Origin of the sequence: Psychroflexus sp. MES1-P1E, assembly GCF_002836055.1 — a bacterium.
Lineage (GTDB): Bacteria > Bacteroidota > Bacteroidia > Flavobacteriales > Flavobacteriaceae > Psychroflexus.
Genome location: NZ_PJBS01000107.1, coordinates 1 through 8,638 on the forward strand (window position 1 = coordinate 1; position 8,638 = coordinate 8,638).

At 30.6% G+C, this 8,638-nt stretch carries 9 protein-coding genes and 1 pseudogene; all 10 read left to right on the forward strand.

All coding sequences use genetic code 11. The features are described from left to right. Positions 1-509, forward strand: a 509-nt coding sequence (locus tag CXF67_RS18045) for a Crp/Fnr family transcriptional regulator (protein ID WP_102087354.1), incomplete at its 5' end; no start/stop codon positions are given. 10 nt (positions 510-519) lie between these two features. Then, positions 520-1,398, forward strand: a complete 879-nt coding sequence (locus CXF67_RS02760; RefSeq protein ID WP_102087355.1) for a DMT family transporter — start codon at positions 520-522, stop codon at positions 1,396-1,398. Between the two features lie 1,215 nt (positions 1,399-2,613). Then, entirely contained in the window at positions 2,614-3,360 is a 747-nt protein-coding gene (locus tag CXF67_RS02765; protein WP_102087356.1) for a CPBP family intramembrane glutamic endopeptidase, read from the forward strand. A gap of 338 nt (positions 3,361-3,698) precedes the next feature. Further along, complete coding sequence (locus tag CXF67_RS02775; RefSeq protein WP_102087358.1) at positions 3,699-4,205, forward strand: RNA polymerase sigma factor; 507 nt, start codon at positions 3,699-3,701, stop codon at positions 4,203-4,205. Between the two features lies 1 nt (position 4,206). Further along, positions 4,207-4,500: a hypothetical protein gene (locus CXF67_RS02780; protein ID WP_102087359.1), complete on the forward strand. Its 294-nt coding sequence runs from the start codon at positions 4,207-4,209 to the stop codon at positions 4,498-4,500. Between the two features lie 8 nt (positions 4,501-4,508). Beyond that, positions 4,509-5,930, forward strand: a complete 1,422-nt coding sequence (locus CXF67_RS02785) for a serine hydrolase (protein WP_219621014.1) — start codon at positions 4,509-4,511, stop codon at positions 5,928-5,930. 161 nt (positions 5,931-6,091) lie between these two features. After that, the gene (locus tag CXF67_RS02790; RefSeq protein ID WP_102087360.1) at positions 6,092-7,396 is read left to right on the forward strand and encodes a S41 family peptidase; all 1,305 of its coding nucleotides are present in this window, start codon (positions 6,092-6,094) and stop codon (positions 7,394-7,396) included. A gap of 60 nt (positions 7,397-7,456) precedes the next feature. Continuing rightward, complete coding sequence (locus CXF67_RS02795) at positions 7,457-7,783, forward strand: hypothetical protein (protein ID WP_102087361.1); 327 nt, start codon at positions 7,457-7,459, stop codon at positions 7,781-7,783. After that, a pseudogene (locus CXF67_RS02800) lies at positions 7,776-7,946 on the forward strand (integrase core domain-containing protein); the annotation flags it as partial. The gene CXF67_RS02795 and the pseudogene CXF67_RS02800, both read left to right, overlap by 8 nt. 311 nt (positions 7,947-8,257) lie before the next feature. Next, a partial coding sequence (locus CXF67_RS02805; RefSeq protein WP_145990352.1) for a hypothetical protein occupies positions 8,258-8,638 on the forward strand: 381 nt, incomplete at its 3' end.

The following is an 8,638-nucleotide window of genomic DNA, read 5'->3' on the forward strand; positions in this document are numbered from 1 at the left end:
AGCAAATAATTAAACTTTTCAAACCAATAAAAACAACTAAAAATGAAAGGTTAATTAATCTTGGTCAAGTTTGTAAACATTTCTATTTTATCAAAAAAAGTTTTTTAAGGTCAGACGAAATAAATACTAAAGGTAATCAAGACACGGGCTATTTTGCATTAGAAAACAGCATCATGTCTGTAAACACTAGTTTTATCTTTCAAAGACCATCTAGAGATTGTTTAGTTTCTTTAGAGCCTTCAAAATGCTTAGTCATCAACCCTAGTAATTTTTATGAGTTAGTTAATACTCTTCCTCCCTTTGCAAATGTTTACCATCAATTTATAGAATTTGCTTTTATTCATTCTCAAATGCGGATTTATAGTTTTTTAGGTATGGAAGGAATTGATAAACCCAAATGGGCTACGGAGCATGAATTTAAATTACTAGCTCGTATTTCAAGTAAAGCAGTTGCATCGTATTTAGGGATGACTAATTCTACGTTGAGTAAGTTGCGAGCAAAATTATAATCTGCTGTTTATGAGAGAGATAATTTACTTGATTACTGCAACTATTTTTTTAGGACTAAATTTCCATTTAGCAAAAGTAATATTAAAAGAGGTTAATTTTATTGAAGCAGGATTTTGGCGCTTCTTATTTGGATTTGTGACATTGATGGTTTTGGGAGTCAAAAGCCTGCCCTCATTTAAAATAATTCAAAAGAATCTAAATGGTATTTCTCTTACCGGGTTTATCGGTCTTTTTGGATTTAATTTATTTTTCTTTCTAGGATTACAAAACACTTCAGCGATAAACGCAGCACTTATTGTCAGTTTAAATCCTGCATTAACAATACTTTTCTCGTCTAAAATATTGAAGACTCCGATCAAAAAAATACAAATACTAGGTATCATCATTGCTTTTTTCGGGGTAACCTATTTAATCTTAAAAGGAAATACTACCAACATAAGTAACATCCAATTTAATTATGGAGATATTCTCATATTAATAGCAAACGTATTTTTTGCATTACATCATGTTTGGACTAAAAAATATGCTACAAGTATTTCAAGTTTAAACTTTACACTTTTAACGAGCTTATGCTGCTTAATAGGTTTCTTGATCCTATTACCAATTAAAGGAATGGAACTGGTTTCAACACACACATTCGGTTTTTGGATGGCTGTATTTGGAATTGGATGTTTTGGTACAGCACTAGCTTATTTTTTATGGCAAAAAGGAGTTCAAATTGCGGGAGCAGATAAGGCAGGAATTTATATGAATATTGTTCCATTATCAGCAGCATTATTTGCTATTCTTTTTGATGAACACTTACATACCTATCACCTCATAGGAGGGTTATTTATTGTTACAGGTTTACTTATTAGCAAAAGTAGTCCTTCAAAATTCTTCAAATAGACTCTCAAACTGACTGATAAAATAAATGATTTTATCATAAAAATCATCAAATAAAATAGATTTCCTGTAGAACTTTTCTCGATTAATAGTCATAACAATTCTATTATTTATGACTTCAATCAGATTATCATAATTGATTTTTTTTATTTGATAACGTATTAATTTCTCTGCCCCCTTTATTCTTTTTTATATAATTTTTCATTCATCAAGAATTTTAATCTTTAAATCAGGATTGTTTCAATGACTTTTGAATACGATCCAATTAGCTTTCTTATTGAAGATACACAAGGGTTTAGATTATCAAATTTTTTGCCTTCAGGCTCATCATAGACTTGACTTTAGAATAAAATTTTGCTCAATAGGTTTTATATTTATGTCCTTCCCATTTTTATCGAGCACTAGGGTTCCACTATTATTTATCGGAAAGACCGAGTAATTTAAAAATTGAAATTTTATCAAATCTGTAGATTTTGAAATGAATCCCTTATCATTTTGTTGGGATAGATCTTGATTTAGATATTCTATAAGTTTATTAAAATCCCTTTCGCTTATTTACCTGAAATAAAGTAGTGAGAGAGTACTTAAACTAAAAACGAGTATACGTTTTCTTATTTTTTTAAAATAATCCACGGCCTTTGCTATCAGATTAGAGATTTAGATTATCAAATATAAACCAAATCACTAGCAGGCAGGTCATTAATTAGCTCTCTAGCTGAACATTGGTATTCAGGTCATAGGACTGATGTTTTATTACAGATTAAATTATGTTTTCAATACCTCATCCTCTTAAAGACATGATAAAAAGAATAATTTTACTGCATGTTCTAGCCGCTTAAAGCAGTTCTCAGGCACAATCCATAAAAGAACGCGCAGTAAATCTCTCCATAGGTCTTGGAGTTTCTTTAGCCTACAACGAAGAAGACTTAAGCAGACAAGGTTTTTATGCCGAAGGCGACTATATAATGACTGTATCTAGCTGGTTGCAAATCCGTCCATATGCAGGTTTTATTCATATGACATTTGAATGCAAAATTGGTATAATTCATTACCAACTTAAGCAGTTTATAATTTATTGCTAGTTTCAGTTTACTTACAAATCCCAAAGTGTCAGGACCGCTGAAATCTTCTATCTGTGATTTGTTTATTAAATTAGTTGCTTAAACACGGAACAAACCATAAACTATCACCTTTCCATAAATGCAAAAAACATTACGGATGAAAAACAAACATATCTACCGAATTTTAATATTTTATTTATTTGCAATCATAATTTCAAATATATTTCGATTTGATATTTTTGATTTAAACCTTAAAACATCTGGATTACAGCCTTCTGTTTCAATTTTATTGAGAGTGTTTTTAGAAGGAATTGGAGTTCTGATTGGAGCTTTGATAGCAATTAAATTAATGAAACAAGTCAAGACTTCATCAATGTCTTTATTCGGTACCTCAATAACAAAAAGCATTATTTTGTTTGTTTTGCCTATCGTTGTTTTGACTGTTATTGGGGTAAACAACAAGCTTCAACTAAATTCCAATATTTATGGATTTATAGCAGGACTTGGAACAATCATCTACTGTATTCTAGAAGAATATGGTTGGCGAGGATATTTGCAAGACGAGTTATCTGAATTGAAGTCTTGGAAACGTTATTTGATTATTGGGTTTTTATGGTATTTGTGGCATCTATCATTCTTGTCAAACACCAATGTAATCGACAACCTCATATTCCTTGCTATGTTAATTTTAGGCAGTTGGGGAATTGGACAAATAGCTATAGCTACGAAATCAATTATTGCTTGTGCAGCCTTTCATTTTTTAGTGAATATCTTTACTGTAAATCAACTAATAAAAAATGGATTTGAAGGGAATTCAAGGTGGTTTGCAATCGGAATAATTCTGACTATAGCAATTATAATAACCAAAAAATGGACAAAACCGGAAGCAAATATTAATCACTAAACATATGACCACCAAATAGACCAATATTTCATAAGGCAGGATCAATGCAGTCTACGATACCATTTGTTGACTCATCCGGGGTATTTAAATAAGGGTGAATTTGAGGAGTTGGGAAGAACCTTACAAGAGGAGAAAGTTATTTTTAAAGTGCTTTGCATCCCGTTTATTAAAATAAATTTAAAAATTTTTGGTTTTGTGTTAATTCAAAAAGTAGTTTTTATTAGATATAAGCTGTTAGCGAAAATTGAAAACTTTGAAAATAATTGAATTTTCTTGTCATATTTTAACAACTCTTGTCACTAAGGTTAATAGAGAACAGGAAATAGAAAAAATATACTATGCAAAAACAAGAAGAACAGCAATTTAATCAGATTCTGGAAGACAATAAGACTAGTATTTACAGAATATGTCGAATATATGCTGTTTCACCAATTGAACCACAAGATCTTTTCCAAGAAGTCATATTTCACATTTGGAAGTCATATTCGACCTTTAAAGGGAAATCTAATATCAGTACTTGGATTTATAAAATTGCACTAAACGTGTGCAATCGTTCTAATATGCAGTTTGAAAGCTTAAACAATAAAACCAAGCGATTAGAATCTATCCAGTTTAAGCTTTCGGAAACTATTCCAAATGAAATTGAAGAGATAAAGTTCAAGGCACTACGTGAATGTATTTCACTTTTGAATTCAGTTGATGGGTCAATTATTATTTTGCATTTAGACGAACTGCCCTATAAAGAAATAGCAGCAATAACGGATTTGACTGAAAATCACATTGCTGTAAAAATGAAAAGAATAAAAAATATATTATTGGAATGTATAACCCCTAAATTAAAATAAAATGGCAAAACAGGAACAAAGAGAAACTTGGGAAGACATAAAAGAAATATGGGGAAATTCATCCCAAGGAGAAAAAATTAATTTTCAATTTTCAGCTTTAATTAAAGAGTTAAAGGCTAATACAAGTCAATGGGAAAAAGATTCAATTAAATCTGATGTAACAAAAATCAAATCGGCTTGGAAACAATATAAAGGAAATGTGAGCCAATGGGAAAAAGACTCTATCGCTTGGGATTTATCAAAAATATCTCAATTATTTAAAAAGTTTCTTAAAAAATTAAAAAGAAAAAAATAGCAACAAGTATGAAAAAAATTATATCGATAAGCTTATTTGTTTTGATTACAAACATAACATTTGCACAAACTGAAAAACCTACTTACAAAGTCGTTGTAGAGGCCTTTGAAAAAAACTACACTACTAACAATTTTGAAGTTATTTTTTCTATGTTTTCAAGTGATATGAAAGTTGCAGTACCCCAAGATAAATTAATCTCTTTTTTAGCAAATTTAAAATCACAAGCTGGAAACATAACCAAAAGAGAATTTATAAGCTATAAAAATGGAAGTGTTGCGGTTTACAAAACGAATTTTGAACGCGCGCTTTACGCCTTAAATATTTCTTTAGATAATAATTCTAGAATTAATGGTTTTGCGGTGACGCCTTTTGCAGAAGATACTACTTCAGAAACTGTGATTAATGATTTATCTATTAAAGCGAGTAGTATTACAAAAAAGCAATCTCAATTAATATTTGAAAACGCTAAGACTTTTCCTAATCAAACACAAGTTTCGATAGCTTTTATCAATAATGGAAAAGTGAGTTATTACGGCACAAAAAAGAATAACGATACCATTTCGGCAATTGATAATCATAAAAGTGTCTTTGAAATAGGTTCTATTTCAAAAGTGTTTACATCCACGCTACTTGCTAATTTTGTTATGGATGGAAAAATTAAACTAAATAATAATGTCAATGATTATTTAAAAATACCTTTTCATGATAATATAAAAATAGCGTTTATCAATTTAGCTAATCATACTTCTGGACTTCCTCGTTTGCCTTCAAATTTTGATCTAACAAAAGTAAATCTTGAAAATCCTTATAAAGACTATAAGGAAAAAGAATTGGAAGAATATCTAACAAACCATCTTGAATTGTCAAATAAAGGCGACTATCAATATTCGAATTTAGGAGGAGGATTAATGGGGTACACGTTAAGTGAAATTGGAAATACTACTTATGAAAACCTATTACAGAATAAAATATTTTCCAAATATGAGATGCAAAACTCAACAGCAGATATTAATAAAGTAAAAGGACATTTAGTAAGAGGACTAAATAATGAAGGAAAAGAGATTCCAAATTGGGAATTTTCAATTTTGGCTGGTGCTGGTGGAATACTATCAACGCCAGAGGATTTATCGAAATTTGTTATGGCTCAATTTAACCCTTTAAACAAGGCATTAGAATTGACAAGGCAGAAAACCTTTGAAATAAATGATACGATGGATATTGGTTTAGGATGGCATTTATTAAAATCCCAATCTAAAAATATTTGGTACTGGCATAATGGGGGGACAGGTGGATATTCATCATCGATGGTATTTGACGAAAAGACAAAAAACGGTATAATAATACTTTCAAATGTATCAGCATTCAATCCGAATATGGGAAATATTGATAAACTATGTTTTGAGTTAATGAAAACATTGGAAAAGGAATAACGAAATGCCAACACCGTATAAAATTAATTGCTAGTGCAAGCCTACTTACGAATGTCCTCGCGGACTTTCTTGGTCGGTAATTATTTACTAAATTGGTTGCTTAAAACACGCCACTAACCTTATACAAAAACGTTATCGGTAAGATTTTTAAGAAACAAAGAATGATTAAAAGAAGACTTATAAGTAAAGTGTTTATTGCTTTTTTAGCACTATTATCCTTCAGTTGTGCCTCATCAAAAAAGAATATAGTAAATAATGAAGCTTTTGATTTAAATCCTGAACAAGTAGCCAGTTGGTCGAATGATATCAACTTTTTTCAATCGCAGCTAGAACATAATCATATTAATCTTTACCATAGTATCAGCAAGAAAGATTTTGATTCCAAACTATCAGATTTAAAAAGATTGTTACCCAATTACAATAAATACCAAGTGATGGTTGAAATGATGAGAATTACCCGACTAATAGGTGATGGGCATACTATCTATGGGTATTGGAGTAACGATTATTCCCGATTTCCTGTTTACTTAAGTCTGTTTGACAATGAATTGAGGGTTATAAAAACCACTTTCGATTATCGTCATTTACTAGGCAAAAAATTAACTGCTATAGATGGTACAGAAATAAATGAATTGATAAATATAATCAGCCCTGTTGTTCAAGGTGTTGATAACCAACATTCTCTTGAACACTTTCTGCCCTACACTATCAACGTAGCAGAAGTGCTTTTTGGGCTAAAGATTACAAAACAATTATACATTGCAAACTTCGAATTCGCCGATGATAATGGAATCAATCAATCTGTTATATTAAATTCGATTACGCACGACAACCTAAAAAGCCTAATAACAGAGGAATTAAATGAAAGACCAGTGAATTTAGGTGAGCCTCTTAGATCAACGAATGGAATCTGGCTTTTAGCAGACATTCCAACAAACACTGCCTATATAAGATTTGACAGCTATCCTGGCTATTTAAAAATGTTGTTGTTTGCAAGAAGTGTTAAAAAGCAAATATTAAAACACCAAATAAGATATCTGATTATTGATTTTAGAAGAAATGGTGGCGGAAACTTTTTTGAAGGACTTGTACTTGCACAAATGTTGGTCACCATAGACAGTCTTGATTGGGAACACGGAATATATGCGCTTATCGGGAAAGAAACATTTTCGGCTGGAGTTAGTAATGCAGCCCAATTTAAACAAATTTTGAATGCCAAATTAGTGGGTGAAACTACAGGAGGAAATCCTTATGGTTACCAAGATGCAGATAGGTTTTTATTGCCAAATTCTAAATGGACAGTTCAATATTCTAAACGATTATTTAGAATGCAAGACAATCAAACTGATGGGTTAGTACCAGATATAAAAATTGAAAGTGATTGGTCTGATTATAAACAGAATCGTGATAAACAACTTGAGTGGATATTGAATGATATATCTTCGAAACCAGAATATAAAAACTAATCCAACCGATAACATCGTATAAACGTTGTAAACAAGTTTTAAGAAATAAAGTACATAAAAATGAAATGCATAAAAGGAATAATATTCTTTGTTTTAATTGCAATAGTCATAGTATTTATTTCGGCTTGGGTTATTCTAAAGATTGACGTTAGACAAACCAGTTATCTCAAAATTGAAAATAATGCTGATTTAAAAAATAACACCTATTTGATTAAGAATGTCAATATTATACCTATAACGAATGATACTGTTTTACGAAATAAATCAGTTCTTATTGAAAAAGGACTTATTAAGACAATTTCAGATACAAACGCTCAAGATGATATAGAAGTTATTGATGGAAAGGGAGGGTTTTTATCACCCGGATTGATTGATATGCATCTTTGAAGGCATAAATCAAGTAAGGGAACAAACACAGATCTGGATGAATGATTACAATTATCATCGTCCACATAATGGACTAAATAAAATGCCGCCAGTAGAATATGCAAAACTTAATTCACTTCAATTCAGGCAAGTCAAGCATAAATTATATTATCGATTTATATAAACAAATATTTGAATACGATTACTTTAAAGTTATAAAATCGAACAATAAAAAAAGCTAACCACTGTAATACAGTATGTTAGCTTTTTAAATGTGACCGCGGAGGGATTCGTTTTATTATATTTCATTTTATTAAATAGTAAAAATGAATAAACATATATTAGGTCTATTTTGCTGTATTTTAGTTAGTTATAAACTATTTTAAAGGAGTTAAATCAAAATCAAATAATATGAATTAAATTTGGGCACGCCTCAGGGCGCGCCTCTAAGCACGCCCATGATTATTTAATAATAAACTTAGTCTAACTCATCACATGGCAAATTCAAGATTCAGCATCAAGAAAAATAAATCTGGGACAGGTACAATTAAGCTCATTTTCAATTTTGGAAAACATAGAAAGATTGAATATTACACCCCATATAAAGTATTAGATGTATCTCATTGGGACAAAGAAAACAAAAAGATTAAAGTGGGAAAGCAAGATGATGCAGCGTCAACAAATGACAAACTTAAATTGCTAGACAGTGCCGCTGATAAGCTAGTTTCAAAACATATCAATGATGGTGTCGAGCTAACTAAGGAGTTGATAAAATCCAAAATGGAAAGCGTCATCACTGAAAGAGAGGTAGATATTGATGAGATTAAAACCAAAGAGAATAACCAAGACTTTATTAAGTACTTTGAGTGGTACCTA

Bases quoted from the DNA above. Each gene is read 5' to 3' on its own strand.
- CXF67_RS02760 (WP_102087355.1), top strand. From the start codon at position 520: ATGAGAGAGATAATTTACTTGATTACTGCAACTATTTTTTTAGGACTA.
- CXF67_RS02765 (WP_102087356.1), top strand. From the start codon at position 2,614: ATGAAAAACAAACATATCTACCGAATTTTAATATTTTATTTATTTGCA.
- CXF67_RS02775 (WP_102087358.1), top strand. From the start codon at position 3,699: ATGCAAAAACAAGAAGAACAGCAATTTAATCAGATTCTGGAAGACAAT.
- CXF67_RS02780 (WP_102087359.1), top strand. From the start codon at position 4,207: ATGGCAAAACAGGAACAAAGAGAAACTTGGGAAGACATAAAAGAAATA.
- CXF67_RS02785 (WP_219621014.1), top strand. From the start codon at position 4,509: ATGAAAAAAATTATATCGATAAGCTTATTTGTTTTGATTACAAACATA.
- CXF67_RS02790 (WP_102087360.1), top strand. From the start codon at position 6,092: ATGATTAAAAGAAGACTTATAAGTAAAGTGTTTATTGCTTTTTTAGCA.
- CXF67_RS02795 (WP_102087361.1), top strand. From the start codon at position 7,457: ATGAAATGCATAAAAGGAATAATATTCTTTGTTTTAATTGCAATAGTC.